Origin of the sequence: Dialister sp. i34-0019-2H8, from assembly GCF_042846925.1 — a bacterium.
In the GTDB taxonomy this organism is placed as follows: domain Bacteria; phylum Bacillota; class Negativicutes; order Veillonellales; family Dialisteraceae; genus Dialister.
The window spans coordinates 14,422-39,782 of sequence record NZ_BAABYQ010000002.1; the positions used below are offsets into that span (position 1 = coordinate 14,422).

Genomic DNA, 25,361 nt, shown 5'->3' on the forward strand with positions numbered 1-25,361 from the left:
GAGCGTGGTAATTTGTACTTAAATATCCTAAAAAAGCTAGATATTATCGGTTGTTTCAGGCTCTCTTAACTCTTTTAACTTCTTAACATTATTCAATAAATAACAATAGTTAGGATCTAAAAACGTGGGAAAATGTTCTTCTAAGTACATTTTCCCACGTTTTTGATTTTGAGATGTCCGATCCTATCAATGTAATTCAAAATTCAATAGATTTGTTATGAGTACATTTTCCCACATTGTAAACTTTTTTGAACTTTTATTATTTTTCTTATTTTGAAAATGAAAAAAGAATCCCCTGGTATACAGAGGATCCTTTTTTTCATTTGATTCGATTAAATACTCTTTCCATACCATTTCGAGTAACTACCCATACACGTGCCTGTTTTATATTAAGGATTTTAGCTTCATTTTTCATGAACCGTCCACTATTTAAAGCGGATGTGATTGTTTCTTCTGGTACATTAAATTTAAGAGATGCTTCTGCTATAGTGAATGGTTCACCACCCCATACATCTTCAGAAACTACATTTACCTTTTTCTTGATGTTTTCCATGGCACAATTTCTGAAGAATGTACTTCTTGAAATCTTTCTGCCAGTTTCGTTTTTGGTGGTTTCCAGGTAACTATCCAGCATTTCACGTTCTTTTTCGTTAATCGCAATGGTTACGCTGGTAGTTTTCCGTTTCTTTTCAGATAATGGGGCATTATTGATATATTCCTGTTTTGCTTCTTCCTCTTTTTTCTTTGTATTTGTAAATTTCATTTTCAAATCTCCTTGATAATTTCAAAAATTTCATTCACAAGTTCGGTCATTTCTTTGGCTGCCGGGCTGGTTCGATTATATTCATTGACTGACTTTCCTTCTGAAAATGCTTTCTTATAGTCTTTTCTTGCTCCTAACATGGTATGAAGTACTTTGTAGTCAGTTACCTGGTCATGAATGTATTCAATCAGGTCTTCGGCATCCTTTTTATCATAGTGAGAAATCTTATTCAGAAGGATATAAGGTTTAATTTCAGGATTGGATTGTAGAGCGATTTCAACGTTTTCAGAATTGAACTTCTGTAATCCATCTACTTCGGTCTGACTGACAGTGATCGGAGTTATGATCAGATTACTGTTCAAAATGATTTCACGAGAAACATTGGAATCGTAACCACCACTATCAATGATGATGTGTTTATCTGGTTTGTCTTTGTAAGTTTCAATGATTTCTTTTAAAAGGTTTCTATCTTTCCAAAAATGAATTGGTCTTTGGATGTCTTCATTCAGTAAAGAGAAATTATAGCTGCTGTTCTGATTATCCAGGTCGAACAGATCAGCGTGCATTTCAATCGCCAGGTTTACTGCAATGGTGGTTTTACCCACACCGCCTTTAGTATGAGCTACATTGATAATCATAATGTACTCCTTTCAAAGAGAAGAAACGAATAAAAACAAATAAGTGTTGTTCAGAATTATTTGTTTTTCGCCTTAATTATACCATGAAAAAACGAATAATTTCAAATAAAAGCAAGTAATTGTTATTTGGAATTATTCGCTTTTAAATTAAATATTAGGAAGGGATGGCAATGCCAGCCCAGGTTTAAAAAGTAACTTTTGGGGAGAAATCTTTTGGAAATGGTAGGTTATCCAATGTGTTTTCCTGTTCTTTTTCCGGAGTAATTTCATTTTCTGCTTTACCGCATAATTCAAAGCGGTCAACGATAATTTTCAGTACATCTTTTTTAAAATTACTTTTATTCCAGTCTTGCCATTGCATTGTTCCAGTGATAGAAATCCGATCGCCCACTTTGGCATATTTCTTCATAGTGTCGGCTCCCTGTCTGAAAATGACACAATTAAAGAATTGGGAACGTCCAGTTTGTTTGGCCGTCTTATTATCTGCAATGGAAAAGTTTAGAATGGTATAACCATCAGTGCTTTTAGAATCAATCATTCTTGTGATTCTTCCGGTAATAGAGACGTTATTCATAAGTTTCTCCCATTTATAACTAAAGAATAGATAGTAGGCCGGGCCAATGGCCCGGCTCCGATTTTTTATCATATCACGAAACACTTAGAAAAGTCTCGATTGAAACTTTTCTAAGTGTTTCGTGAGTTACTGTTTTAAAAATTTCCCTGTTGAGTAATTGACGGCATCGGTTAGTGAATCAAAGTATACACCGCTATCCCATTTTTGATTTTCCGGTTGCGTTTCATCATAGGTACGACTTACTACCCATTGAATCCATTTTGTATCTTTATATTCCTGGTCTACTAAAATAATATTTCTGCCGTTGATTTCGGCCACTTTTCTTGATTTCATTTTCTATTCCTTTCAATCTGCAACGACTTTGAAAACTTCATATTTTCCTTTATTAAGTCTCAAGTTTCCAGGAAATACCTCTCCTGTTTCCATATCCACCACATAGCCCATATATAAATTCAGGTGGGGGTTTTCGTAAACATCTTTTAACTTTTCCAGTAAATCCCATTCGGTTAATGCACTCGCTATAACTTCAAATCTAATCATATTTCCACCTGGCCGGGGGCCAAGCCGGGAGATCACCCCGGCTTCTTTCTGTATTTTTATTTAAATTCGACTGATTCCAATTCATCGAGATATAATCCCCAATAGGGGAAATCAAAAATATATATCTTATACCTTGCTTTCTACAAAAGGAGCAAGTTGTTTTTTGATTTGGTCAGCCGACCAAAAGCCATTTCTGTTTGCCTGTCTTACCCATGTGGAGCGAGACGGCGACCACTTAAAACCATAGCTTTTTAAAATGTCTCTGATTTCCCCTGATGGTTTTCCATCAAAAGAGAACTGGAGTCTTCCTTCGTCCATGAAAAATTCATAAAGGGAATTGGTTTCCGTTTCTACTTTCATTTCTGAAAGTTCTTTCAGTTCTTCAATTCTCTGCTTAATTCTTCGGATATTAGCGTTATTATTCGTGAGTTCATAGTTAGGATAGCCGAGACGGCCAAGGAAGTTGGGAGTTCTCAAAACCTCGATTTCTTTATCACTATAGCCTAATTCCTTTAATTTCAAGTTTCCTTTTTCCTGGTTCTTCATTCTTACTGCCTTGTTGGCTGCTTTCATCCGTTCTTGATGGGCTGTCAACTGTTCAAGCTGTTTTTCAAGTTTCGTGATGGCTTCGGGGTCAAGTCCAGAAATACCGCCTTTGCCGACGCTTTCCGCTTTCTGTTCGTAATATTCAGCTTTTTTGCTGGCTTCTATGGCTTTGTCCATTTTTGCCCCTGCTCTATTTCTGAAACGGCGGTCACGTTCTCCCATGATGGGCTGCCCAAAGGGAATACCTTTCAGCATATCGCTAGACTGGCGAGCTAATGCGTCTGCTTCTCTTCTAGCGTTCATAGCCAATTCTTCAAATCTGGCTTTTCTTGCTTCCTGTTTTTCTTCGTAGGTGTTCATGGTTTGTTTTCCTTTCTTTACGTTCGGCCAATGGCCGGGGCCGTTTCTCACGGCCCTATGAAATTATGAATTTAAGCGGTAATGGCTTTTTTGTTGTCATCGCCTTTAACAAATCGGGTCGAGCCATATTTATTACGAATTTCTGCCATAGTGCTTTTCCCTCTGTAGTGTCTTGCGTGTCGTTCTTCTTCGGGCATCCAGTACCATTTCATTTTTTTCGGGGCCCATCGGCAACCAAGGGCCTTTAAGCGGTCTTTATACTGTCTTGTATCTCCTGAAATCCAAAGCCAGTTACCGCACAATTCGACTTCTACGCCGTCAAGGTTAAGAAGAATATCAATAATTTCTTTGAATTTCTCGGCTTCTGCTGATACCTTTACATTTTCGGTATCATTGACGGTTTCGCCGTCGTGATTCTTCATAAGAGGAATCATTCTATGATATTCATCGGCCATGGATCTAAATTCTTCATTTGTTCCGCCGTGGTCTGGGTGGAGTTCCATAGCCCATTTTTTATATGCTTTTCTCAGTTCATCAAGTTTCGTGATACCGTCAAAATATTTTTTCATTTTTCATTTACCTCACTCTTTATTCCTTCTTTCAGAACTTCCCAAAGCAAGGGAAGAAGAAGAACCAAACCGGCAATACCTACCACTCTGCAACCAGTTGCACCGCCTGTATAATATGCGGTATACATTGCATAAAAGAGAATCAATTCAATGGGGAAAATGAGAGAAAAAAGAAATTTCATTTTGGTGTTCATGGTCTTTCTTTACTCCTTTCAAAACTATGAAAAACTCTTGAAAGCTCTGTATTTATCGTGCTTTCTATGGTTCTATTATAGCAGATTATAGGGTTAAAAGCAAGTAAAAGCGAGTAAATATTACATGCTTTTACATAATTTAGCCATATGAATATTGCATACATGTTATGCATTTTGTGCAAGTAACTTGCACGCAATATGGGACGTTAGTCCCATGCAAAGCAAGCTCTGAAAGACGCAGCAGGAACTCCCCCCAGTAGACACAACAGCACGCACCGTCCCCACACGTACTTCCCTTTTTAGCAACAGGTTTGTTTTGGATAATAAAAAAGTACCGGTATAATGTACCGGTATATAAATTTTGGGCCGGGCCTTTTTCTATTGCCCGGCACCTTTTCGGTTTGTCCTGGTGATTGATTCAATGGATCAATCATGGCTTGTTTTTTCCTTGCACTTGTCAAAGTCCTACGGAGTAAGGAGCTTTGACAGGTGCCTTTTACTTTAAAGAAAATAGTATATTATCAGGCACGGACGGCCTTTACGGAGTATAGGCGGTCATAACGTGCCAGGTTTGCTTTAAATAAAAATAAGTAAAAAATAATTGAAAATACTTGAATATCATGGAGAAAAGACGGCTGTAGGTGGAAGGACTGAGTGACAAGTCTCATCAGGAAAAAACGGATAGGAGCGTAGGCCCTCTGATTCCTATAAGAAATCTATAAGATGAAAAGAGAGGGCCGGAGCGTATAGGAGTTATTTTCTGATGGGACGCAGGAGCGAGGGACTGGAACCGGAAGCCTGGCTTTTCTCTATGAAAGGAACAAATAAAAATAAATATATTATATTTGTTTTTATTTGCTTTTCACCTGTATATTTATCTCTCATAAAATTGTCGGTACAATGTACCGGCATATAAATATCTGGCCGGGCTTTTATTCTTATGCTCGGCACCTTTTGGGATTGCCTTGGTGATTGATTTAATGGATCAATCATATTTTTTTGCACTTGTCAAAGTCCGAAGTGAAGCGTAGGAGCTTTGACAGGTGCAGTTAATATAAAAGGAAGTATATTGTTTCATGGTACAGACGACCTTGCGGAGCATAGGTGGTCTGTACCATTTTCCAATAAAATCAAATAAAAAATATTTAATTTTATTGGATTTTCATCCAATATACAATAATTGTAAACTTTCATAACGGTGGGGGAGGGGAGACAATAGGTATTTTTCTCTTGACAGAGTATAACATTTTTGATAAAGTGGTTAAAGAAATCAAAAATGTTTGGGAGGTATAGGGGATGATTTTATGGCAGTTGTTTCGGCTATTTTAATTGTATTGACGTTTATTGTGAACTTTATTTTAGACTTTCCGTTTTTTTGGATTGGTTATCAGTTTGCTTATTATTTCATGCCAGCGGAGAAGTTTTTAACAGGTAATGATCAGGTTATCTTTTTGACTGAATTAACCTGTCTGGCTATTTTGATTCCTGCTATTTTTTCTACCTTTGGTTTCATGCAATGGATTTTTGTTTATTCTACCGGGGCTCGTGATGCTAAAGGAGCAGATTATGATCGGCTATATAAAATTCTTCAAGATTTGTGTAGACGTGAAAATACAGATCCATCCAGATACAGTTTGTATGTAAATAAAGATCAGACCATCAATGCATATGCTCTTGGGGATAAACATATTACCGTAAATCTTGGTACTTTAAAGCTTATGGATGATGAGGAAATCGAAGGCATACTTGCTCATGAACTGGGGCATTTGCATTACAGGCATACTTTTGCCCGTTTGCTTTGTGTTGGGATGAACTGGTTTTCCCGTGTAATTTGGTTGGTTTATAGATGTGCAAATTTCTTTGTGCGGTTGATTCATTGGATTCCATTTCTGGGTTGGTTTGCTGCTATCATTATGATTCTGATTAATTGGCAGCATGTTATTTTCTCCTGGGTACTGAATATCCCTATGAATTTTATAACCATTCTGGGATATCGTAGCCAGGAATATCAGGCAGATGCTTACGCATATAAATTAGGCCTTGGCCCGGAATTGATTAAGGGATTTGAGCATTTGCTAAAAATTGATGGTGATAATTGGTTTTTCCTGGATTGGTTTGTTTCGGATCATCCTGGAACTAAGAAACGAATTAAAAGAATTGAAAAAATGATGGAAAAGGATAAGCAGAAAATTGAAGTGATTTAAGTGAAAATCAAATAAAAAGAAATAAATAACATTCGTTTTTATTTGATTTTCACTTTATATGGAGATGTGAGTGATATGGAAGACAAGAATGATAATCGTGGTGGATATCGTAAAGGATCTGGTCGTAAACCTAATGAAATTCCGAAGAAACGGCGTAGTGTGTATTGTACTACTTTAGAGTATCAATTTGTGAAGGAAGCATTAAGTGAGATACGTAAGATTAATGCTGCATGGAAGGAAGTAAGTAAATACAAAGGACAGGAAATTCCTCATCAGGAAGCAGTTTTAAAAGCAATGAATGTTGAAAAAGAAGTTAAGGACGTAACACTTGGCTTTATTCTTGATAAGGTGTATAATGAAACTATGAAAAAGTGAACCACTTTTTCATAGTTTCATGGGGGGGAAGAAAGGAAGAGAAAGAAAAGATGAAAACATGGGAAGCCCTGAAGGCAGCGGACGAGGGAAAGAAGATCCGGAGAAGGTGGTGGGCGGCTAATATGTATAGCTTCAAGGATGAGTCACGCTTTTGCAATCCGGCTCTTATAACGCACTACGGAACTTTAGGAAAGGAAGGTTTGGAGGATTTAATCTGGGACGATATATTCGCAGATGATTGGGAAATTTACAAGGAGGAAGAAAATGAAAGAACGGGCAAATCCTTCGCCAAATGAATATATACAATGAAAAGCAAATAATTTCAAATATTATTTGCTTAAAAATATTCGTTTTTGCTTTTATGGCACTTTTGGTTTGCGTGTGGTATTATATATATGGTGTTCATGGCTTTTATAAGCTATGGAAAAGAAAAGGACTGCTGACGAGCAGTCCTTTTCTTTTTTTCATGAGTTAAGTTCTTTCTGTTTTAGCTTTTTGATATTCCTCAATAAAGCGTTCAAGGATTGGACGGCTGCATTTGCATCTTTTAGCCAGTTCGCCTTTTGTTTTAATTCTTCGCATCATATAGAGTTCATAAAGGTCTTTGAAGTTGGCTGGCATTTCCATAGCAGTTCGGCCTACTTTTTTATATTTGCCTGCTCTTTTAGCTAACTCAATGCCTTCACGTTGTCTTTCAAGAATTAATTCTCGTTCAAAGGTGGCGATTGCACCGATCATGGTTATCATCATTTTTCCTGTCGGTGTGTCAGAATCGAGATTTTCTTTCTGACTGATGATTTTTACATTTTTCTTTTTTAAGTCATCTATGATTTTAAGAAGATCAGCGGTGTTTCTTGCTAATCTGGAAAATGATTCAATGTAAATGGTATCTCCATCTCTCGCGAAAGAAAGCATTTCATTTAAAACAGGGCGGTCAGTATTTTTAGCGGATGCTTTTTCTTCAAACCATTTATCAATATTGAATTTTTTCAAATCTTCATATTGACGGCCTGGATTTTGTTCAATGGTTGATACTCTGACATATGCGATGTTCATTGGCTGCTTCCTTCCTTTCTTTATATTTGCATGGTGATTTTATTTTTTGGTTTTTTGTGGTATAATGGTGGAAACGAGACAGTCGGATAAATAATTTCCTTGGTCAGGACCGGCTCCCTCTAAATTTGAAGTTTGAAGAAAGCCGCCTAGCCCTAGGGGGCTTTTTTCATGTCAAAAAAATTACTTCTTTGACATGATGGTAGCAATTAAGATTCCAAATGCAATCATTAAGGTTAATGTTTCATAGGTACTCATTGTGCCACCCCCTCTCGAAGAGGGTTAGCCCGGTTATCTATCCTTCTACCTCGTTCCTATTACTATTATATCATTTTTGATGGTTGACTTCAATAAAACATCTAAAACTTACAAGAAATTTTTATAATGAATCCAAAAATCAATTTATCATTTTAACTAGCGGGAGTGGAAAATAAAATATACCTTTCTTTTTAATAATTTAGGTAACATCTTAAACTTTATTCGGCTGGCATTGCTAGCCGCCGCCATTAGCGGTATAAAGGTTGACAATAATCAAAAGAAAAAAGCCAGCAGTTTTCCGCAGCCTCTAAAATATAATGTAATTAAGGGGGAGTTGAGAGAAGCCAGTGCAAAATACTTTGCACTGGCTTCTCTCTTAGAAAAGAAACCGGAGTGATCAAAATGCGTCTAAAATCGTTTTTAGCGAGTTCTTTCATGGCAACCATAGGATGTATCTTTTTGGTATCAGCGTTATGAAGTTAATTGGAAAACGCATGAAATTAAAAAGATTTAGTTGTCAGAATATGCTAAACTAATCTCATGAGAGTTGAGAGGAAGGATAGAGGCATGTATTCACATAGAATACATGCCTCTATCCTTTTTCTTTTAACTCACTTGTCTGGTAGGCTTTTACAGTGAAAAGAGGAATTGTAAAAAAAGCCCCTGCCCGAAAAGGGCAGATTATCCAAACACCTGCTTTCCAAAAATTCCATACTGTACAATTAAATCAGCAATATCAGCATCAATATCTCCGGTTTCGAGACGGTGACCTGCTCTCAAGATGCATTGCGTATTATCTGCATCAACATAATAGGCGTCCTCATTCTCGAACCCTAATTGAGAGAGATCCCAGTTGTCTCCCTCAATTAAGCCGGTAATCCCTCTGAGGAGCTTGAGCTTATTCAGTTCATAACGCTCTTCGCCGTCAATATCATATAAGATAATTACGCCACCATTGGGTATGTGATTTTCAGGATTTCCCATCCAGTGTCCGCCTTTGGGATAAGCACGCTCACACCAGTAGTTAATTCCTCCATAAAATGCAGTAGTAATAATATCTGCCAAATCCTGATCAGTTACAAGAATTTTAGTAGTTATCCCGCTAACAAACATTTCAATAATGGATGCAGGTTTAAGGTCTGCCGCTGTTTTCTTATCTCTTTTAATGCGCCAACAAATTCTCATTTCTTATTCCTCCACTTAAAGCAAGTCTCTAAATTGCTATATCCGATCAGAAGGCATCCTTCGCCCACTCCGTCCTCTACAATTCCTTCTATTGGGAGTCATGGTCTTCTATCTTTTCCCGACGTAAGTCGGGGGGGGGGGCGGGCTTGCCCGCCCTTTTCATTAAATCGCTACCGCTTTGATATCAAAGTCACTGCCGTGAAATACGGTCTTGTATTCTTTCGTAAGTTGTTCCGCAACGCCCTTGGTCGGTGCAGTGGAATCAATAATTTCACCGTTCCAAACGATATCAAGGCGGTATTTGTTGAAGTTCTCAAGACATGTATCAATCGCCTTTTTAGCGTTTAGTTTAGATACATGTTGGACACTGTATTCACCGTGATAATTCACGTTGATAATATAATAATCCTGGTGGATTCCAATATATCCCTCTAAATCAAGGACACTATACATAAATGTTTTATAGTCCTCTTTATTGTCAAAATTACATTCGCCGTTCGTCTGAAATGGTCTGAACCATGTGCCAGTCTCACGAACAGCCCAAAGGAATGAAAAGCCGTCTTTTTCACGTGCTTTCATATCCTCGAAATCAATTTCCAAATCGCTTTTATAAGCGGTCATTTTTTTGCTTGCAATTTCATTCATCATTCCGTATAAACAAATGATATTTTCAAAGCAGATTTTCTTTTTGGTGTTCATGGTATTCGCTCCTTTTAAAAACTATGAAAAACTCTTGAAAGCTCTGTATTTATCGGGCTTTCCTATAGTTCTATTATAGCAGATTATAGTGTTAAAAGAAAGTAAAAACAAGTAAATATTACATATTTTTACATAATTTAGCCATATGAATATTGCATACATGTTATGCATTTTGTGCAAGTAACTTGCACGCAATATGGGACGTTAGTCCCATGTCAAGCAAGCTCTAGGACACAGCAGGAACTCCCCCCAGTTGACACCGCACGCACCGTCCCCACACGTACTTCCCTTTTTAGCAATAGGTTTGTTTTGGATAATAAAAAAGTACCGGTACAATGTACCGGTATATAAATTGGGCCGGGCCTTTTTCTGTTGCCCGGCACCTTTTCGGTTTGTCCTGGTAATTGATTCAATGGATCAATCATGGTTTGTTTTTTCCTTGCACTTGTCAAAGTCCTACGAAGTAAGGAGCTTTGACAGGTGCAGCTAATTTAAAAGAAAGTATTCTGTTATCAGGGCACAGACGGTCTAAGCAAAGTCTTAGACGGTCATGTTTTGTGCCCCTGCTTTTAAATAAAAGTAAGTAAAAAATAATTGAAAATATTTATTATTCGTGTCATAGGAAATACCAGAAGTGGAGATGCCCGGCAAATTCTGGCGAGCGTAGGATCGGATGAAAAGGGAAGCAGATTCCTATATGTAGGAAATCAGATAGCTGCTTTCCTTTTCTATTTGATCCGGAGTGAAGCCAGAATAGGGCATTGGAACGAATGGTATTTCCTGTGATAGGAATTGGGTTATTTAAGAGCAGTATCTCTGGATGCACACGGTCGGTATGTAATGCCGTAGGCATGGAATACGGAAACGGCGTAGCCGTTAGTGTGCCAGGTTTCTTTTGAATGACATAAAACAGTATTGTGAAATAGGAAAAAGCAGGGCCTTTATACTGTTGCCCGGCACCGCTTTCAGGTTCTCTTTTTTGATTTAGTGAATCAGGAAATCAAAAAAGGTTTGTTCTTTGGGCACTTGTCAAAGTCCTACGGAGTAAGGAGCTTTGACAGGTGCCTTTTACTTTAAAGAAAATAGTATATTATCAGGCACGGACGGCCTTTACGGAGTATAGGCCGTCATAACGTGCCAGATTTGCTTTAAATAAAAATAAGTAAAAAATAATTGAAAATATTTGAATATCATGGAGAAAAGACGGCTGTAGGTGGAAGGACTGAGCGACAAGTCTCATCAGGAAAAAACGGATAGGAGCGTAGGCCATCTGATTCCTATAAGAAATCTATAAGATGAAAATAGAGGGCCGGAGCGTATAGGAGTTATTTTCTGATGGAACGCAGGAGCGAGGGACTAGAACCGGAAGCCTGGCTTTTCTCTATGAGAAAATAATTTTGAAAGAAGAAAGTGATCTTTCAGATTAAAATAGCAGCCGATAGCTTTGGAAAAGTTATCTGGCTGCCAGTAACTAAAAAGAAGTAAATCAAAAATACATGGAAGACGGAAAGAGAAAGCAGTGTAGGGACGAAGGAACGGAACTGGTTCTCTCTTTCGGTCTTCCATGTCAGTTTCTTTTTAATTTTAAGGGGAGATGGGTGGGGTGTATCAGTAGGTGGTTTGTTTTCGTCAAGTAAACGTTAATCAATAGTCTTTGCTATTCGAGCTTCTAATACTCGTGGTCTAACATATACTCAGTCTGCATAGGAGAAGGCCGTTTCTTTTTATGATTCGTGTCTCATCATTGCAGTGTCTCCAAAAAAGATAGACACTATCCGTAAACCAGGAAACATGGAAAGAAAAAGGAAAAGAAAGAAGAAAAAAATAATGAGGAAAGTGAGAAAGCAGACAAATCGGACAATGAAACGCACCTTCATCACTTTCCCGATAAAAGACAGTAGAACCAGGCGAACACGGTAGACAGCCGGGAAGGGAAATAAATCCTTCGTGGCCCAAATGCTGTTCTATAGGGATCTGGCGAATATACGGAAATTATCAATAGCGTTCTCTTGCTCTTCCATGCTTCTTCTCGTCTTTCAGCTTATGAATCGCCTTAGCCAGACGTTCTTTTTTACTCTTCTTATGATATGTCCATACCTGGCTATCAGAAGAAGGTGTATATTCCAGTCTCGGAGTACTTTTTACAGGAGTCGTAGGATCTACGTGCTGCACAATATCGTTATAAACGTCCGTAACCGTTCGTATATAGTCATAGGTATACGTAGGACTATAACCGTTCACATTCCCCGGCCCGGCATTATAACTTGACAGGGCCAGATTATACCGGTACGGATCAGACGGATTCTGAGAATCCAGAAGCTCTTTAAAATACCGTGTACCGCCTTCGATATTCTGGTAAATATCATAGGGATTTACCCCTAGATCGGAAGCCGTACCAGGCATAAGCTGGGCAATACCCAAAGCACCTGCTGGCGATACAGCGTTGTTATGATACCGGCTTTCCACATAGAAAATACTAGCCATCACCAGCGGATCGACACCATACATACTTGACGTATCATAAATCGCCTGGGCAATATACGGAGCATCCTGCGGATTTTCCTGAGCGATGTATTCCTCTAAACTCATCGCTTGGGCACTCACACAAGACGAAAAACAAATAGAAGTAAGTAAAAAATATTTGAAAATATCCGTCTTCAACCTTATCACCTCGTTTATTCCTGATTCATCCACTCTTCCTGTTTGGCTTTTTCTCTACCATCGGTTACATCTAAACGCTCGGCCATGGCTTTTGTCATTTCCAGCGGAGCCGGGCCGTCTTTTTTGAAGTACTTCATTTCCTGGGGCCATTGATTGAAGAGACGCATTACGATCATGCCTAGGCTATATAAATCTCTGTACTCATCGGTTCTTGCGTAGCCGGTGGGATTCTCTCTCTGCATGTCGAACATTTGCTTTTCTATGGTCTTTTTCAGGTCATTTATTTCACTAAGTATATTGTTCAGTTTGGTATATTCCTCTTTGTATTTTGATTTATTAATTCCGTCCTGGATTTCCTGATCGGTGATAGGGTTTATTGTCATATCCCATTTGATTTTGATGTTAGCGATATTGAGGGCCATTTCGTCAAAGACAGGAAGCATATTCTTAAATTCCTGTACATTGTCGGCCATATCTCTGGCATCTTCCCGGATCTGGAAGTAGGAGTTCTTTAGAATTGACACATCGGAATGAGAATCAGACATGAGCATTTTGAGTTCCAGTGTTGTATTTGAAAGTCTCATGATCGATTTTGTGAGTTCCTGTACAGCAGACAGGGGCATTAAAACCGATTCCGGTTTTAATGGGTTTTGGGGTTTTTCTTCGGAAGCAGATTTTTTATCTGCTTCTTTTTCTTTTGCTGCATCTTTTTCCTTTTTCGGGATGGTCGGATCATCTTCTTCTGCTACATCTGGTTTTACTTCTTCTGGGTTCTGTGGTTTTACTGCGTTATCCATAAATGCCATGATGTTATTTCCTTTCTTCTTCAAATTTCATTTGGGTTCTCCTAATTTTTTTAGTTTGAAAAGGAAGTTGAATTTGTTGGTTGTTGGAACTGGTAAAAGGGTCATTCTTGGGAAGTAGTAGGCTTTTCCTTTGTACATGAGTTTATTTGTGTTGTCTTCGGTTTGAAGTTTTGCTGGAAGGGGTTCCGGGCCGTTTACGGCCTCAAGACATTCCTGGAAGGTGTCAAAGCCGACAATTTCCACGAGAACAGCCAGATAGTGAGGCTTTTCATTGGCTTTCAGGACTTTTAGGGCCTGTTCTTCGTTAAATTCTTCTTCCAGACAGTAAATGATCGGATCAAGGTTTGGCTGGTCTTCCTTCGGCCAATGTTTCAGTAGCCATAGATTGTGATTCATTGAGCAAAATCTCCTTATAAAAAATAAAAGCGTTACATGCAGCGTTACGTAACGCTGCATGTAACGCTTTGAAATACATCGTGACAAGGAGTGTGACTGTTATTCCATGCCTTTACCGGCAGATCTTACTTTTCTTGGCTTTCTGGTGGCTGTTTTGGCTTTAGCGACTTCATTGCTTTTCCAGTTCTGTTTCGCCTTAGCTTTGGCACTTGCTTTGGCTCTGGCAGCGTCACCAGCCTGTCTCTGGAGTTTCTTGATAGCATTTACTTCGGCTTTCTTTGCCTGGTCTACTTTGACCTGAGACATGATATCTACAGATTCTCCTTCCTTGCCGTTGGCAAAGCGGTTGAGGATCTGTTCATGGGTCATATTCTTTTCGGTGATTTCCTGTTCATTGACTTTGAAGTAGCTCATGGATTTGGTATTCATGGTTTCTTTACCGAATTTGTCTGTGTCGAAATTGTTTTCGGTAATTTCGGTATAGTCCTTCATGAATTTCTTCGGATCAGATTCAAGGCCGATATTCTTTCTGGATTCAGCAATTTTATTGACCAGTGCGGTGCTGATTTTTGCAATATTCGGCCCGGCGAGTTCCAGGTTTTTAACCTGGGAATCAAGGGTTTTGGCGTAGGTTTCTTTAGCTTTCTGGATGGCTTTGGTTTCTACTACGGACTTCATAGCATCATTGCTCTTAATGCGGTCTTCTGCTTTCTGTACATCAATAGCGGTGTAGTGGTAGTAGTCGGTTGCGGAAAGAGTTTTACCGTTGTTTTCCGGGTTGTTTTTGAAATCTTCTTCCATGGCCTTGATTTCTTCTTTGCTTTTTCTGGATCTAGTCATGAACATGACCTTTTCTTTGACCATTTCTTTGGATTTAATGGCAGCCTGCATATCATGAGAGAGTTTTTCCGGGTTCTTTTCGTAGATAGAAGCCAGTTTATCTGCTACGACTTCTCTATTTTTCAGATACGCATCGAAAATGGGTTTATCTCCGATTTCACGTGCCAGAAGAGATGCTCCCAGAACTTCACGGAACTCTTTACGGATTTCTCTTTCTTCCGGTTCAATGTTATGAGCTTCGGATTTTTCCCCTTCTTTGCCAGACAGGTATTCTTTATCAAACTGTTTGTTCATGCCCATAAATTCCTGGGTGTTTCTCATGGAATAGGTGTATACCACGTAGGCTTTTCTCATCTTTTCGTCCATTTTATCCATAAATTCCTGGAGTTTGGCTGGTACGAGTGGCATTGGTGGATTTCTATGTTCACCGTTTTTTTCGCTTCTTTCATAGCCTTTTACCTGACCGTTGTATACTTCATTTACACGGTTATTCAGATTATTGGTCAGTTTAATTACATCCATGGCACTGTATGCACCAAGCGGTTCACCGAGTTCTTTCATACCGCTTACCTGTTTAGCGTCAAAGTATTTGACTGTTCTACCTTTGGCGATTTCTTCTTTTTTACCATCTTCGTTGGTTTTTTCTTCAACTGTGAAGTTGACGGTATCAATGGATTTGGCTCCTTTGACAACGTGCATGCCGTGTTCTTTAGCTTGATTAAAGGTTACAAAGCGTGGGTCGGTGACTTTTTCAGCCTGTGCCAGAATTTCAATGACTTTTTTATCACCGATAGCGGTCTGAGTGATTGGGTTGTACAGTACACCTTTCAGTTCATTCATATTTGTTCTGAATTTGCTGTCAGAATATACGCCTTCTCTCAGGGTTTTGATGATTTCTGCATTGACATTCTGTCTGGTGGTTTTTGCGTTATCGGTCATAGAGTATTTCATGGTAATCTTTCCTTTCTACCCCGAATCTGTGTATTGTTCGGGGCGAACTATAGAGAATATAGTGAGTAATTGGTTTATTCGTTGGTATCTTCAAGATTTGCAAGCAACGGATCTTCTACTTCATATTCAGGGTAGAGTTCTGGTGGCATATCATCGGTAGATGGTTCATCACCTGTCTCTTCGATGATTCTTTGCAGCTCTTTTTTCTCCTCATCACTGAGTGTTTCCGGATCAATGATTTTGATGTTTGGTGGAATAATCAGATCAGGGTTTTCAAATTCTTCATCGTCCACAGTTATCACCTCTTTTCTAAATGTATTGTGAATAGGAATCTATGAGATAAACAGGCGGTAAGCCTGGCATCTTTTGAAAAAGTGAATCATGAAATCAAAACTTAGAACCTTTTAATTTGTCATATTCAGGTTTTCGGATGCCATATTTACAATCCGGGTAATTGGTGCAGCCGTAGAATTTTCCATATTTGCCTTTCTTTTCTATGAGAAGGCCTTTTTTACATTCTGGGCAAATAACAACTTTTGGTTTTTGGTCTTCTGCTGGGAAGCCAATGCCGCAGCTGTTACAGAAGAAGATTTCTTTCATATCACCGGTATATTTATCTTTGAATTTTCTATATTGCAGATAACCGTTATGGCACTTCGGACATGGGTATTGTTTGTTAATGATTTTGAAATCTGAACCTACAATATCCTGGACGAAAGCAACTACATCTTTGAGTAGCTGTTGTCTCGTGTATGTACCTTCCTCAATTCCTGTGAGTTTCTGTTCCATCATGGCTGTGTAATCAGGCTTTTTCAGAATGTTAGGAAGGATTTCTATAAGGGTTCGGCCTTTGACTGTCGGGTAAAGGCTTTTCCCTTTCTTTTGAATGTGCTTATCTACCTTTATGATTTTGTTGATAATGTCTGCTCTGGTGGCCGGTGTACCAATGCCTTTTACTTTGGTCAGGATTTTACTTAATTCCGGATCATCGCTTTTTGCATTTGTCATGGCCTGGATTAAAGAACCTTCGGTATATCGCTTTGGCGGTTCTGTTGTTTTGGCTTCTTTTTCAGCTTTTGTCACTGGCAAACGCTGGCCGGTTGCCAGTGGAGATTTCAGTTCAATATCTTCTTTTTCTTTGGCACTTTCTTTTTTCGGTTCATACAAGGTGAAACCACCATCAATAACTTTTTTGCAGCGGAATTTGAATGGATATCCTTCAATCTTTCCTTGTACATTGGTAATTGTGTATTTGTATGGTTTTACAAAAATGCCAGCGTATTTTCTTACAATCAGAAGGTAGATTTGCTTTTCTGTATCTTTCAGCGTTTTCAAGTCCGGTACATTTTTGGTCGGGATGATTGCATGATGGGCTGTGATCTTTTTATCGTTGAAGACAGTGGAGTTATTCAGGTTTTCATTATTGGCCTGGACAGGGATAAGGCCAATTTCCATTGCCAGTTTGTCATTGAGGAGCTTTGCAATTTCCGGAGCGTCTTTTCTCTGGCTTTCCGGAAGGTATTTGCAGTCTGATCTTGGGTAACTGGTCAGTTTAGCTTCATAGAGTTTTTGGAGTGCAGCCAGGGTATCTTTGGCACTGATACCGTATACCTTGTCTGCATCAATCTGTAAGGTATCAAGGGAGTACAGCTGGTTTACTTTTTCTTCTTTGGTTTCATTGTTGACTTCTTGTACTGTGAAGTCTTTTCCGGAGCAGTGACTTACAATGGCGTCGGCTTCGGAAAGAATTTTTACCTTTTTCTTTGTTTCAAATTCTGCTTTGATTGTCTGTCCGTTAATGTTGAGATAAGCAAAGATGTTGAAATAGGGTTCTGGCTTGAAGTTTTCAATTTCCAGTTCTCTCTCTACTACCATATTGGTGGCCGGGCTTTTTACTCGGCCGATTGATTCTACACCTTCAATGTGGGCATCTTTGGCTTTATTGGTAAAGAACCGTGTCAGGTTCATACCGATAAGCCAGTCGATGTTTTCTCTTGTTTGTCCAGCTTCATATAACTTCTTGAATTTTTCATTGTCTTCCATGTGTTCCAGGGCACGTGTGATGGATGTATCATCCAGGGCATTGAGGAGAAGTCTTTTGTAAATTTTTCCTTCTACATGTCCTTCTGTGACTTCATCACACAATACCTGTCCTTCTCTATCCGGGTCGGCAGCGTTGATTACTGTATGGGCATCTTTCAATAAAAGAAGGATATGCTTATAGTGATCTTTATACTGAGGAGCTGGTCTTTTCAGGAACTTATCTGGAACCATTGGAAGTGGAGCTTTCCACCAGGTTTTCCATTCTTCGTTATAGTCTTCTGGTTCGTAAGCCGTCAGAATATGACCGTACAGCCAGGTGATTACAATGTTTTTTTCCGTGTTGATATAGTGCCCCATTTCTTTTGTCAGCGGGGTTCCATGGCGTTCAAAGTAATCTGCCAGGGCCAGTGCTACACTTGGCTTTTCTGTGATATAAAGTTGTTCGTCTGTCATTTCAATATCTCCTTTGTTTTTTTAGAAATCTGGAATTGGGTTACATGCCCATTCCATCATTGCCATAGATCTTGATATTGGCTCTCTTAAATCCGTTCCCGGCCATATTTTCCAGACTATACATAGCTTGTTCTGCTTCATCCAGTCCATTGGTCGAAGAATGATTAAACATCTGCATTGTTTGTCTGAGCATTTCTTTGGCTCTTTCATTTTGTTTCTGCTGACGTTTGAGCAGTTTGCCCATCATGCCCATGTCTCTTTGTACTTTTTCTTTTGTTCCTGGGGATAGGTGTTTACGGTTTGCATCTTTCATAAGTGCTTTGTGTTCTTCCTTCAAAGCATTTAGATTGACTTCTGCATGGTCAATGGCTGCCTGCCGTCTTACCTTTGCTTCCTCTAATACTTCATTGGTGGTTTGTGCTTTCAGGGAAAGGTCTCTTTCCTGTTTTAAAGCGTCTACCTGTGCCTGTGCTTTTACTACTGATGGATCGGTTTTCGGATATTTTGAAGAAAGATCTTTTAGTATTTTTTCGGATTGTTTGATGAGCGATTCTTTTTTCATCAATTCATTATTGGTTCTTTCATTGATGATTTGATGAATGTAGAAATCTTCTTTTCTTGGAATGGTTCTGAGTACTTTGTCTTTAAATTCCAGTATTCGAGTGCTTACGGTATCATTGAGTAGCTTTCTTCTGGATAACTGGTATTTGGCGTAGGATAGAATCTTGTTTTTTCTTCGTTTTTCAGATTGAGAAAGGTGAGCTTTGGCGATTCTGGCTTTGAATTTCTTAACCAGCTTTTTGGCTTTTGCTCTATTCTGGGGCCAGCGTTTTACGCTGGCTTCACTTAAGATTCTGGCCTTCTCCATTATTTCCGGAGTACGGTATTTTTCGATCGTTCTTTCTAACTGACGGTTAAGTCGTTTAAGTTCTGCATCGATGGGTGGATCAGGGAAAGAAATGGAAACTTTTTTCTTTTCTTCCTCTCTGATCTGGGTTTTCAGACTGGTAAGTTGTTTACCGCTTTCTTCATCTACGAGTTGTTCCAGGTAGTACTTCTGGGTATGAGGAATGAGATTGTTGTAGGCTTTCATGAAAGTCAAGTTCTCATTCTTGTACCCTTCTTCCAGTTGTCTCAGTCGTTCTTCTTCAAAGCGAGAATGGCCGTCTCTTACCTTGATGTAATCAATCTTCCAGTTGGAACCTTTGAGTACATCTCTGGCCTTTTGAGCAATGTCCGGGTTCAGGTATTTCCGGTGGCTGTCCTTGGCAAGCTGCTTTTGCAGCGAAGCCAGGTCAGCCACTTTTTTACTTCTATCTTTACGCCAGTACTTCAAAATTTCTTTGGCCTTTTCTTCTGCTTTTTGTCCGTTTATCCTGGTTATTTTTTGGATATCTTTCTGGTTTTCAGTTAATCGATTCTGGATGTTTTTTCTCTTATCTTCTTCATAGGGAGCAAGATTTTTGAGCTGCCTGGTAAGGAAGCGATTTTCTTTTTTGAACTTTTCTATCAGGCCATTGGTGATATCATTCAACGCTTTCTCGTAGGCCTGATCCCAGTTCTTCGCTATTTCCTCTTTTAGGCTTGTTTGGAATTGATCGATGCGTTTTAGTACGGCATCGTTGACAGCCTGTAACCGTCTTTCATCCTTGAAAGACGGTGTTTTGCCCTTCTTGGATGAAAGTGATTCTTGAGCTTTTTCATTAATGTCATATTTGTTTAGTCGTTCCAGATTTTTCAGGTATTCAAAGATTTCCTTCTTATGTTCTTCCCTGAACTTTTCATCAATTCCAGCGTCCTTTATGCGAGTTGCATAGGAAGAAGAAATCTCTTTGAGCTTGTATATTTCATTGCAGTTTTTGGTGAAGTGGTCTGAAATTTCTTTTTTTTCTTCTGGTGTGAGTACTCGTTCGGCCAGATCATCGATTCGGGTTTTAAGCTCTTCAATGTCTGCCTGGATATCCTCGGTATCCTTCTTATTTTTTTCCAGATACCGGAGAAGACTTTCCTTGCTTTCCAGTTTTTTCTTCAGGGCTTCGGCTTCTCCATCAGTCCGTTTACTGAGCTTCTTTAAGAGGATAACTTCTTCTTTTTCTTTCATGAGCGTGTTAATGCGTTTATGCATTTCTCGGATGGAATAGGCTGCTATGGCATACTCTTTGATCTTCTCTTCCGGGCTGGCGTTCATGAGATGAGTGATTTCTTCATTGCGGTATTTTTGAGTAATTTCACTTTCATACTTCTTGGAAAGGTAGTAGTTATCACTGGACTGATTAGACACTCTGAGAAGAATCCAGTTCTTTTGTTTTTCCAGTTCTTCCAGTCGTTTTTCATTGCGAGCCATGACATGGGTATTACGGTTAGGGGCGAATTTCTTGAAGGTTTGTAGTTCATCCATTTTGGCTTCAATGGCATGAATTTTATCCAGATCGCTGGGTTGCTTATCAAAGGTTTTTGTGTAGTTTGCAAATTCTTCTTTGAGTTGTTTTTCAAATTCCTGGACTATCCGATTTCTGACTTCTGGATCAGGTACATCGTCCAGGTTTTTTACATTTCGCCATCCAGCCAAAACTTTTTGTTGAATCAGTTTTCCGTATTTTTTGAACTTCCTTGGACTTAACCGGAATGGCTTTGATCGTTTCAATATTTCAGCTGTTAGATAGTCTCCCTGTTGTAATGCTTCCTTGATTTGAGCTTCCAGTGACTTCTCGCTTACTCTCTTATCTATACCTTTTTCTTCATAGTAGGCATTGATGCGTTCCGCTAAATCTTTCCTCGCTCTTCGGTAGGCTCTTGGTGGGCGTGCAGTATAGTCTCTAGTTCGATAAGCACCACCATATTCATTCCCTGCTTTGCTTACACCATGCTTCTTAAAGTAGGTATCTCGATCAAGGTTTTCTGTTCTTTCGTTATTTACATAATCTGAAAAAATGACATGTACATGAGGGTTTTCAATGCCATAAATTGCAGAATCTTTTTTGTGTATGACGAAGGTATAGGGAAGGTCTTTGTAGTTGGCTTCCAGGTAGTCTCTGGTGAACTGAATCATTTCCTGTTCAGTCATTTCATTGGGGAGTGCGAAGATAATTTTTCTTACTGCGTAGTTAGCTTCTCTTCGTTTTCCTTCTCTTATCTTTTGTTCAAGATCCATCTCTTTATCGCTAACGGTTTGCCAGTAATCGGTTTCGTCTTTAGCCCATTTGGGCATGTTTCCTGATTCAGAAAAAACGAAATCATGGCGATTGGCGTATTTGCCTTTTCGGGTGATGTATCCGTAGTGAGACATCATAACATTAGGTCTTACCATTTCAATATGTGATGAGTAGAATCCCATGATTGCACCTTTTTTTCTGTCTGCGATTAGCAGACGTAACTTCAAACGGCTGGTACAGCCGTAAGCTCCATGCAATGGGGGGCCCACGCATAGAACGCCCTTTCCTCAATATGAAATATTGGGGAAAGGGCGTTCTGTGCATCAGTGGGCATTCCCCTTGTTTTTATGTTTCAAGTCAATTTTATTAGACTTTATTTTTCTTCGGTAGTTGCTACTAATTCAGCCTACCGCCAATAATTTATGAAATCTTTATATTCTAAATATATATATCATTCCCCTTGTTTTTATGTTTCAAGTCAATTTTATTAGACTTTATTTTTCTTCGGTAGTTAGCGTATAATTCAGGTAAGATTTAACTCGTGATTTTGAGCGTAGTTAATAAATTTTCTAACAAGATGGTAGCACGATAGAGATACAATGTCAAAATAAATATTCACGTCTCTAGTTCTTATTTTCCAAAAGGAAGGTGTCTTATGGGAGAGAGTAAGAAGTCTGATTTCTCTTATGCAGAGAATGAAGACAAAGGGCTTCAAGCCTTTTCACAAATTTTCGCCATGAAGGATCGTCAGATCGTGAAATGGCAGCGTATTGCTTATACAGGGATGGCTTGTGTGGCCTTGTCAGTTCTCTGTATTACCTACATTGGGACGAAATCAACTTTCATTCCATACGTGATTCATGTGGATGAAGAAACCGGTTATGTACAGTCATTAGGTGCCCTTACCCAGAAGAATGTTCAACCTACTGATGCGGAAATTTCTTACTTCCTTTCCAGGTTTGTAGAGAACATGAGAAGTATTCCGATGGACAAAAAAGTCATGCAGTCTAACGTCAATCGAGCCGTTAAATTCATGACACCAGAAGCAGCCGGGAAGTATAAAAAGCTGTACCTTGATTCCTTTACCGGCGAGATCGGAAATACCATTTCTCGTGTAACTGTTCTTTCCTGTCTGCCTGTTTCTGGACAGAAAAATGTGTATGCTGTCCGCTGGAAAGAAACCAAAACTTCCGGTGCCAGCCCTAACCCAACTGACTATTATTACTCCGGAAATTTTACCATTGAAAATAAGCCAATTACCAAAAAAGAGGAATTGGCTTTGAACCCGATCGGATTATTTATTTCGGATTTCCACTATGCCAAAGAACAGGAAGGGGGCAAGAAATAATGAAGAATAAACTTCTTGTTTCTCTTGTTTTGACTTCTCTTTTGATGGCCGGTTCCGCTTCTGCTAATGAAGCAGGATTGATTAATGATCCTGTATCTAAAGATGGTACAGCGGTTGTCTATGAGTACTCCCCGGTGAACCAGTTTCTTGTCAATGCACGGCTTGGATACGTGACAGACATTGAACTGAAACCTGGTGAAGAAGTACAGAAAATTGCTTCTGGCAATACTGTACAGTGGTCTGTAGAAAAGGACAGTGTAGCTGGAACCAGCCATGTGTATATCAAGCCGAGTTCCCAGTCTGCCACCAACTTTATCATCAATACTAACCAGAGAAGTTACCGCTTAATTGTAACTACATATAACAATGATTTGGCATTTATCGTTAAGTGGAATTACCCGGCCGAAGATGAGCAGGCTCGCCTTCTGGCCCTCAGAAAGAAGACAGAAGAAGAGCAGGCAAAACTCCAGGCAGTACTAAAAACGATTCGTCGTGCAAAGCTCATCAATAAGCATTATGAAGTGAAAAAGAACAAGAATGTAGTTAATAAGTACATTCCACTTTCTGTTTTTGATGATGGCCGAAAGACATACATTGAGATTTCCAAAGACAACACTCAGAACATGCCAGTACTCTTCTACTTTGATGAATACGACAAGTCGAAACTTCAAATGGTGAACTATCGTCTCAAAGGAAATTTCATGGAAGTTGACCGGGTGATGGATCGAATCATTATGGTATTCAGCCAGAAGTCTTACCTCATTTTTGAAAAGGATGATAAGTCCAATAAGGTTCCTTCTCCTGATGAAATTAAGCTGAACAAGGATCCGAATGTGGTGCTTGCTGCGAAGTCTGTTTCTTCTGGAAGGAAGCAGAATCAGAAAGTAGATTTCCATGAAACGGCTCCTATTTCTTTGAAACAGAAGATGGAAGCAAAGCAGAAAAAAGAACAGCTGGACATTATTAAAGCAAGTAATCCGGCTCCGGCAGATGATTCCTTAAATCGCCTTGCAAACATCCTTGAGGACGAAGGACAAGAGGATGAAAATGCACCGGATCGTTCTCCTGATAGACAAGGGGGTGGCACTCGATGAGTTTCATGAATCGCTTCAAAAAACCGGAACCCCCGGATGAAGAAAAGGTTGAATTTCCATCTAAGGAAGAACAGCCAGAAGAAGGCGTTGATCTTTCTCCGCAATCAGAAAAAGCAAAACGTATCAACAAATTACTGGTGTATGTAGTTGGCATTTTTATGATTGTCGGTGTCGGTATTACCTTCCGTTCCTGCGGTCATTCCAAACCAAAGGAACCAATAGAAACGAAACAGACCGCCAGTGATGTGTTCAGCGAAGGTGACTTACAGAAAGCCGAAGAAAGAGCCAGAAATCAAAAAGGAAATACAAAAAATAATGGGGCCAAATCAGGGAAGCAGGCAAGCAGGAATGGCAGTACTGGTTCGTCCGATAGCCTACCTGATAGCAATGATTACTACGTGGATGAAAACGGAAATACAAGGGCTGTGCCGAAAGAACGAACTCGTCCTTCTACGTATAATCGTTCCTCTAGCTCCTATTCGTCTCGTGGTGGCAGTCCTTCCGTTTCGGCTCCATCTGCTCCTTCTCAACCGGCCCCTTTAACCCCATACGAAAAGTACCAGAGTGATTCTCAGGCTGCGTACTATAAACGCCAGCTTGCCGATGAACAGCGTTCCTACACTGAGGAAAGAAAAGCCAATCAGAGTGATATTTTTTTTGATATGAAAGAGGATCGTCAGTCAAGAAATTCTTCCAGTAATCGAAGAAATAACTCTTACGAAAGTCCGGCCAATCAGTATTACAACGATGGCGTTACAGAAGATTCGGACGGCCAGAATAACTTCCAGGATGATTACATCCAGGTCGTGAATAATGGTTCTTCTAATAACTATGGTTATGGTTCAAGGCGGTGGTAATTCATGCTGAAAAAGATTTTTATTCCTTTGATGCTGGGGGCTTCTATTGCGATTGCCATGCCTGTTCTCTCCTCTCCTGTCAGTGCTTATGGGTATAACAATCGGAATACCTATTCTCGCAATTCGTATTATCGTGGCACTTACAACGAGCTGGTGAGTGCTTCCGAAGTACTCCAGGCCGGTACAGTCATTCCGGCCACTCTTCTCACTCCGGTGATTTCAGATAACATGACAACCACCATTATTGCTATCGTCCGTCAGGACGTTTTTGACAGTGTAACCGGTGATCATCTTCTCATTCCGGCCGGTTCAAAACTCATCGGGGATCCGATGAGTATGAATGGACGGCGTATAGATATTTCGTTCAATCGTATCATTTTCCCTAATGGTCATTCCGTTGATTTACCGGATTATCGTGCGATTGATGGTGTCGGGTATTCCGGATTGAAAGATAAATACACTCGTCATTCCTGGATGAAAATGCGTGGCATTTTGGAAGGTGCGATTATGGCTGGGGCCGTTGATGGGTTCTCCTATGACCGCTCTGATTCTTCCAGCGATGATGATAATACGTCTGCTGGTACGGATGCCAAGAAAGCTGCTATTTCTGAATTGCTTTCCGGTATTAATGACATGGTAAAGGAAAACAATAAAGACCTTCGACCTACTGGAACCGTTCGTGAAGGGTTTCAGTTCAATGTCATTCTGAATACGGATATTCGTATTCGTCCTTATGATGAAACGTTCTAGCGAATCGTCATAATACCCTCTGTTAATCAATTACGGAAATTCCGTAATTGAT

Annotated in this window: 26 protein-coding genes; 7 read left to right on the plus strand and 19 right to left on the minus strand. The window is 39.5% G+C overall.

Going from position 1 to position 25,361, the window contains the following annotated elements:
* Window positions 1-319: 319 nt before the first annotated feature.
* From ACGG9R_RS10965 to ACGG9R_RS11000, 8 genes are all read right to left on the minus strand, one after another.
* Entirely contained in the window at window positions 320-763 is a 444-nt protein-coding gene (locus ACGG9R_RS10965) for a helix-turn-helix domain-containing protein (protein ID WP_390155208.1), read from the minus strand.
* A 2-nt stretch (window positions 764-765) separates the two neighbouring features.
* Window positions 766-1,401, minus strand: a complete 636-nt coding sequence (locus tag ACGG9R_RS10970) for a ParA family protein (RefSeq protein ID WP_390155211.1) — start codon at window positions 1,399-1,401, stop codon at window positions 766-768.
* A gap of 184 nt (window positions 1,402-1,585) precedes the next feature.
* On the minus strand, window positions 1,586-1,975 hold the full coding sequence (locus ACGG9R_RS10975) for a single-stranded DNA-binding protein (protein WP_390155214.1): 390 nt from the start codon (window positions 1,973-1,975) through the stop codon (window positions 1,586-1,588).
* 126 nt (window positions 1,976-2,101) lie between these two features.
* Window positions 2,102-2,308 carry a hypothetical protein gene (locus tag ACGG9R_RS10980; protein WP_390155217.1) on the minus strand — a complete coding sequence of 69 codons (207 nt, stop codon included), beginning with the start codon at window positions 2,306-2,308 and terminating at the stop codon, window positions 2,102-2,104.
* 12 nt (window positions 2,309-2,320) lie between these two features.
* Window positions 2,321-2,515, minus strand: coding sequence for a hypothetical protein (locus tag ACGG9R_RS10985; RefSeq protein WP_390155220.1), 195 nt, complete (start codon window positions 2,513-2,515; stop codon window positions 2,321-2,323).
* A 126-nt stretch (window positions 2,516-2,641) separates the two neighbouring features.
* On the minus strand, window positions 2,642-3,421 hold the full coding sequence (locus ACGG9R_RS10990; RefSeq protein WP_390155223.1) for a DUF3560 domain-containing protein: 780 nt from the start codon (window positions 3,419-3,421) through the stop codon (window positions 2,642-2,644).
* A gap of 71 nt (window positions 3,422-3,492) precedes the next feature.
* On the minus strand, window positions 3,493-3,990 hold the full coding sequence (locus ACGG9R_RS10995) for a hypothetical protein (RefSeq protein WP_390155226.1): 498 nt from the start codon (window positions 3,988-3,990) through the stop codon (window positions 3,493-3,495).
* Window positions 3,987-4,184 carry a hypothetical protein gene (locus ACGG9R_RS11000; RefSeq protein WP_390155229.1) on the minus strand — a complete coding sequence of 66 codons (198 nt, stop codon included), beginning with the start codon at window positions 4,182-4,184 and terminating at the stop codon, window positions 3,987-3,989. The genes ACGG9R_RS10995 and ACGG9R_RS11000 overlap by 4 nt, the downstream gene beginning before the upstream one ends.
* Window positions 4,185-5,488: 1,304 nt before the next feature.
* Between ACGG9R_RS11000 and ACGG9R_RS11005 the strand changes: the two genes are divergently transcribed.
* From ACGG9R_RS11005 to ACGG9R_RS11015, 3 genes are all read left to right on the plus strand, one after another.
* Entirely contained in the window at window positions 5,489-6,388 is a 900-nt protein-coding gene (locus ACGG9R_RS11005) for a M48 family metalloprotease (protein ID WP_390155231.1), read from the plus strand.
* 75 nt (window positions 6,389-6,463) lie between these two features.
* A complete protein-coding gene (locus tag ACGG9R_RS11010; protein ID WP_390155234.1) occupies window positions 6,464-6,763 on the plus strand; it encodes a hypothetical protein in 300 nt (99 codons plus the stop codon).
* Window positions 6,764-6,813: 50 nt separating this feature from the next.
* Window positions 6,814-7,059: a hypothetical protein gene (locus tag ACGG9R_RS11015; protein WP_390155237.1), complete on the plus strand. Its 246-nt coding sequence runs from the start codon at window positions 6,814-6,816 to the stop codon at window positions 7,057-7,059.
* Window positions 7,060-7,234: 175 nt separating this feature from the next.
* Here the strand turns inward: ACGG9R_RS11015 and ACGG9R_RS11020 are convergent, their stop codons facing one another.
* From ACGG9R_RS11020 to ACGG9R_RS11070, 11 genes are all read right to left on the minus strand, one after another.
* A complete protein-coding gene (locus tag ACGG9R_RS11020) occupies window positions 7,235-7,819 on the minus strand; it encodes a recombinase family protein (RefSeq protein ID WP_390155240.1) in 585 nt (194 codons plus the stop codon).
* A gap of 180 nt (window positions 7,820-7,999) precedes the next feature.
* Window positions 8,000-8,074 carry a putative holin-like toxin gene (locus ACGG9R_RS11025; protein WP_390155335.1) on the minus strand — a complete coding sequence of 25 codons (75 nt, stop codon included), beginning with the start codon at window positions 8,072-8,074 and terminating at the stop codon, window positions 8,000-8,002.
* A gap of 681 nt (window positions 8,075-8,755) precedes the next feature.
* Window positions 8,756-9,259 carry a hypothetical protein gene (locus ACGG9R_RS11030; protein WP_390155243.1) on the minus strand — a complete coding sequence of 168 codons (504 nt, stop codon included), beginning with the start codon at window positions 9,257-9,259 and terminating at the stop codon, window positions 8,756-8,758.
* Window positions 9,260-9,421: 162 nt separating this feature from the next.
* Window positions 9,422-9,958, minus strand: coding sequence for a hypothetical protein (locus ACGG9R_RS11035; protein WP_390155246.1), 537 nt, complete (start codon window positions 9,956-9,958; stop codon window positions 9,422-9,424).
* A gap of 1,995 nt (window positions 9,959-11,953) precedes the next feature.
* Window positions 11,954-12,619, minus strand: a complete 666-nt coding sequence (locus ACGG9R_RS11040) for a transglycosylase SLT domain-containing protein (RefSeq protein ID WP_390155249.1) — start codon at window positions 12,617-12,619, stop codon at window positions 11,954-11,956.
* A gap of 14 nt (window positions 12,620-12,633) precedes the next feature.
* The gene (locus ACGG9R_RS11045) at window positions 12,634-13,416 is read right to left on the minus strand and encodes a hypothetical protein (RefSeq protein WP_390155252.1); all 783 of its coding nucleotides are present in this window, start codon (window positions 13,414-13,416) and stop codon (window positions 12,634-12,636) included.
* A gap of 36 nt (window positions 13,417-13,452) precedes the next feature.
* Entirely contained in the window at window positions 13,453-13,821 is a 369-nt protein-coding gene (locus ACGG9R_RS11050) for a hypothetical protein (RefSeq protein ID WP_390155255.1), read from the minus strand.
* A gap of 99 nt (window positions 13,822-13,920) precedes the next feature.
* The gene (locus ACGG9R_RS11055) at window positions 13,921-15,612 is read right to left on the minus strand and encodes an ArdC-like ssDNA-binding domain-containing protein (protein ID WP_390155257.1); all 1,692 of its coding nucleotides are present in this window, start codon (window positions 15,610-15,612) and stop codon (window positions 13,921-13,923) included.
* A gap of 74 nt (window positions 15,613-15,686) precedes the next feature.
* Window positions 15,687-15,905: a hypothetical protein gene (locus ACGG9R_RS11060; RefSeq protein ID WP_390155260.1), complete on the minus strand. Its 219-nt coding sequence runs from the start codon at window positions 15,903-15,905 to the stop codon at window positions 15,687-15,689.
* 94 nt (window positions 15,906-15,999) lie between these two features.
* The gene (gene topB, locus ACGG9R_RS11065; protein WP_390155263.1) at window positions 16,000-18,108 is read right to left on the minus strand and encodes a DNA topoisomerase III; all 2,109 of its coding nucleotides are present in this window, start codon (window positions 18,106-18,108) and stop codon (window positions 16,000-16,002) included.
* Between the two features lie 40 nt (window positions 18,109-18,148).
* Window positions 18,149-21,487 (minus strand): MobA/MobL family protein, encoded by a 3,339-nt coding sequence (locus tag ACGG9R_RS11070; protein ID WP_390155265.1) that lies wholly within the window; start codon window positions 21,485-21,487, stop codon window positions 18,149-18,151.
* A gap of 428 nt (window positions 21,488-21,915) precedes the next feature.
* Between ACGG9R_RS11070 and ACGG9R_RS11075 the strand changes: the two genes are divergently transcribed.
* Genes ACGG9R_RS11075 through ACGG9R_RS11090 form a run of 4 tightly spaced genes read left to right on the plus strand, consistent with a single transcriptional unit; the run spans window position 21,916 to window position 25,309 of the window.
* Entirely contained in the window at window positions 21,916-22,608 is a 693-nt protein-coding gene (locus ACGG9R_RS11075; RefSeq protein ID WP_390155268.1) for a VirB8/TrbF family protein, read from the plus strand.
* Entirely contained in the window at window positions 22,608-23,702 is a 1,095-nt protein-coding gene (locus ACGG9R_RS11080; protein ID WP_390155271.1) for a TrbG/VirB9 family P-type conjugative transfer protein, read from the plus strand. Before ACGG9R_RS11075 ends, ACGG9R_RS11080 begins: the two co-directional genes overlap by 1 nt.
* Complete coding sequence (locus ACGG9R_RS11085) at window positions 23,699-24,559, plus strand: hypothetical protein (RefSeq protein ID WP_390155273.1); 861 nt, start codon at window positions 23,699-23,701, stop codon at window positions 24,557-24,559. The genes ACGG9R_RS11080 and ACGG9R_RS11085 overlap by 4 nt, the downstream gene beginning before the upstream one ends.
* A gap of 3 nt (window positions 24,560-24,562) precedes the next feature.
* Complete coding sequence (locus tag ACGG9R_RS11090; protein ID WP_390155276.1) at window positions 24,563-25,309, plus strand: TrbI/VirB10 family protein; 747 nt, start codon at window positions 24,563-24,565, stop codon at window positions 25,307-25,309.
* Window positions 25,310-25,361 lie beyond the last annotated feature (52 nt).

Coding starts and splice junctions, on each gene's coding strand:
- ACGG9R_RS10965 (WP_390155208.1), bottom strand. CDS start 763: ATGAAATTTACAAATACAAAGAAAAAAGAGGAAGAAGCAAAACAGGAA.
- ACGG9R_RS10985 (WP_390155220.1), bottom strand. CDS start 2,515: ATGATTAGATTTGAAGTTATAGCGAGTGCATTAACCGAATGGGATTTA.
- ACGG9R_RS11020 (WP_390155240.1), bottom strand. CDS start 7,819: ATGAACATCGCATATGTCAGAGTATCAACCATTGAACAAAATCCAGGC.
- ACGG9R_RS11055 (WP_390155257.1), bottom strand. CDS start 15,612: ATGAAATACTCTATGACCGATAACGCAAAAACCACCAGACAGAATGTC.
- ACGG9R_RS11090 (WP_390155276.1), top strand. CDS start 24,563: ATGCTGAAAAAGATTTTTATTCCTTTGATGCTGGGGGCTTCTATTGCG.
- ACGG9R_RS11015 (WP_390155237.1), top strand. CDS start 6,814: ATGAAAACATGGGAAGCCCTGAAGGCAGCGGACGAGGGAAAGAAGATC.
- ACGG9R_RS10975 (WP_390155214.1), bottom strand. CDS start 1,975: ATGAATAACGTCTCTATTACCGGAAGAATCACAAGAATGATTGATTCT.
- ACGG9R_RS10970 (WP_390155211.1), bottom strand. CDS start 1,401: ATGATTATCAATGTAGCTCATACTAAAGGCGGTGTGGGTAAAACCACC.
- ACGG9R_RS10995 (WP_390155226.1), bottom strand. CDS start 3,990: ATGAAAAAATATTTTGACGGTATCACGAAACTTGATGAACTGAGAAAA.
- ACGG9R_RS10990 (WP_390155223.1), bottom strand. CDS start 3,421: ATGAACACCTACGAAGAAAAACAGGAAGCAAGAAAAGCCAGATTTGAA.
- ACGG9R_RS11050 (WP_390155255.1), bottom strand. CDS start 13,821: ATGAATCACAATCTATGGCTACTGAAACATTGGCCGAAGGAAGACCAG.
- ACGG9R_RS11010 (WP_390155234.1), top strand. CDS start 6,464: ATGGAAGACAAGAATGATAATCGTGGTGGATATCGTAAAGGATCTGGT.
- ACGG9R_RS10980 (WP_390155217.1), bottom strand. CDS start 2,308: ATGAAATCAAGAAAAGTGGCCGAAATCAACGGCAGAAATATTATTTTA.
- ACGG9R_RS11030 (WP_390155243.1), bottom strand. CDS start 9,259: ATGAGAATTTGTTGGCGCATTAAAAGAGATAAGAAAACAGCGGCAGAC.
- topB (WP_390155263.1), bottom strand. CDS start 18,108: ATGACAGACGAACAACTTTATATCACAGAAAAGCCAAGTGTAGCACTG.
- ACGG9R_RS11005 (WP_390155231.1), top strand. CDS start 5,489: ATGGCAGTTGTTTCGGCTATTTTAATTGTATTGACGTTTATTGTGAAC.
- ACGG9R_RS11045 (WP_390155252.1), bottom strand. CDS start 13,416: ATGGATAACGCAGTAAAACCACAGAACCCAGAAGAAGTAAAACCAGAT.
- ACGG9R_RS11035 (WP_390155246.1), bottom strand. CDS start 9,958: ATGAACACCAAAAAGAAAATCTGCTTTGAAAATATCATTTGTTTATAC.
- ACGG9R_RS11000 (WP_390155229.1), bottom strand. CDS start 4,184: ATGAACACCAAAATGAAATTTCTTTTTTCTCTCATTTTCCCCATTGAA.
- ACGG9R_RS11075 (WP_390155268.1), top strand. CDS start 21,916: ATGGGAGAGAGTAAGAAGTCTGATTTCTCTTATGCAGAGAATGAAGAC.
- ACGG9R_RS11085 (WP_390155273.1), top strand. CDS start 23,699: ATGAGTTTCATGAATCGCTTCAAAAAACCGGAACCCCCGGATGAAGAA.
- ACGG9R_RS11080 (WP_390155271.1), top strand. CDS start 22,608: ATGAAGAATAAACTTCTTGTTTCTCTTGTTTTGACTTCTCTTTTGATG.